General features: G+C 69.4%; 2 protein-coding genes. Both read left to right on the forward strand.

Features of this window, described 5'->3' with window-relative positions; all coding sequences use genetic code 11:
* On the forward strand, positions 1-433 hold a 433-nt coding region (locus VGB60_RS11365; protein WP_331038364.1), incomplete at its 5' end, for a prolyl oligopeptidase family serine peptidase.
* A gap of 164 nt (positions 434-597) precedes the next feature.
* The coding region (locus VGB60_RS11370; protein WP_331038365.1) for a S9 family peptidase at positions 598-2,170 on the forward strand (1,573 nt) is incomplete at its 3' end.

Genomic DNA, 2,170 nt, shown 5'->3' on the forward strand with positions numbered 1-2,170 from the left:
CATGGGTGCGATGCTCACCCAGCGCCCGGAGCTGATCAACGCGGCGGTCATCCAGGTGCCGCTGTTCGACATGCTGCGCTTCCACAAGCTGCTGGCGGGCGCCTCCTGGCGAGCGGAGTACGGCGATCCGGACATCCCGGAGCAGCGCGCCTGGATCGAGGCCTATTCGCCCTACCAGCGGCTGGCGGCGGGACAACCCTATCCCGAGGTCTTCATCCACACCTCGACCAAGGACGACCGGGTTCACCCGGGCCACGCCCGCAAGGCCGCGGCGCGGCTGCAGGAGCTGGGCTATCCGGTGCTGTTCTACGAGAACACCGACGGCGGCCACGCGGCCGGCGCCAACCTGCGCGAGACGGCCCGCCGGCTGGCGCTGGAATACACCTATCTGACACGCCGGCTGATGGACACGCAGGTTCCCGCGCCGGAGTGAAGCCACTCTAGCCCGTCATCCTCGGGCCTGTCCCGAGGACCCATCCCCCGAGCCGGCGCGAACCGCCGTTGCAGGAATGGGAGGGCGAACGATCCGCCGATCGTGCGGCGGACCCATGGGTCCTCGGGACAGGCCCGAGGATGACGGAGCTTGAGATGCGTTCGATGAACCGACTGATTCTGTCCGCCGCGGCGCCGGCGCTGCTGCTCGCGGCCTGCGCGAGCGATGGACCGCCGCCGGGGGCCGGGGTCGCCGCCGTCGCATCGGTCGTCGCGGACGGTCCGCCGCCCCACATGCCGACCGACCTGACGCCCGCCGGGGTGCGCGCCGCCGACGATCACCTGGCGCTTGAGGCGGTGGACGGGACGGAGGCCATGGCCTTCGTGGCGACGTCGAACCAGCGGGCCCTGGCGGCTCTGGAGCGCGACCCGCGCTACGAGACCTTCCGGGGGCAGGCCGAGGCGATCCTGACGGCGACGGACCGTATCCCGTCGCCCAGCTTCCTCGGCGATGGGATCGGCAACTTCTGGCAGGACGCGACCAATCCGAAGGGCGTGTGGCGGCGGACGACGCTGGACAGCTACCGCTCCACCGACGCCCGTTGGGAGACCCTGCTAGACATCGACGCCCTCGCCCGGGCCGAGGCCAGGGACTGGGTCTGGAAGGGCGCCGACTGCCTCGCCCCCGACGATGCGCGCTGCCTGATCAGCCTGTCCGACGGCGGCAAGGACGCGGTGGTGGTGCGTGAGTTCGACACCACAACCGGTCTTTGGGTCGAGGACGGCTTCATCCTGCCGGAAGGCAAGCACCGGCTGGAATGGCTGGACCGCGACACCCTTCTGGTGGCAACGGACTTCGGCCCCGACACCCTGACGGAGTCAGGTTATCCTTACATCGTGAAGGCGCTGAACCGCGGTCAGACGCTAGCGCAGGCGACGGAGGTGTATCGCGGGGATCAAGGCGACGGCGGCTATGGCGTCAGTCCGAGCGTCTATCGGGACAAGGACGGACGCATCGAGGCGGTGCTGTTCCGTCGCCCGCTGGACACCTTCCGCGCGGAGACGTGGCGTTGGATCGATGGCCGCGCCGTCAAGCTGAACCTGCCCGAGCGGGTGGGCGTCCACGGAACCATGGGCGGCAATCTGATCTTCTCGCTGGACGAGGCCTGGACGCCCTCGGGCGCGACCCTGGCCGCCGGGGCGCTGGTCGCCGCCGGTCTGGACGGGCTGTCGCAAGGGGCGGCGGCCGATCCCGTCATCGTTTTTGCACCAGGTCAGCGGCAGTCGATCGACAGCGTCAGGGTTATGTCGGACAGCATCCTGGCGGTCATCTCCGACAATGTGGTCGGCACGCTGAGGCGCTTTGACGGGGGATCGGGCGAGTGGCGGGCAACTGAAATCGCCGTTCCCGTCAACAGCGCCGTCGGGCTCGGCGACAGTTCCAAGGCGGGGGGCCAGGTCTTCGTGTCGGCCCAAGGCTTCCTGACGCCGCCGACTCTTAGCCTCGCGGAGGTGTCGACGGGGCGAATCACCGAACTCCGCTCCGCCCCCGCCAAGTTCGACGCCTCGACCCACGTCACCGAGCAGTTCGAGGCCACCTCGTCGGACGGGACGAGAATCCCCTATTTCGTGACCCGCCCGCGCGATCTCGCCATGGACGGCTCGGCGCCGACGATCCTGTTCGGCTACGGCGGTTTCCAGGTCAGCTTCCCGCCCGCGTACAAACCCGAAATGGGCA

The sequence above is a fragment of the Brevundimonas sp. genome, from assembly GCF_036399195.1.
Lineage (GTDB): Bacteria > Pseudomonadota > Alphaproteobacteria > Caulobacterales > Caulobacteraceae > Brevundimonas.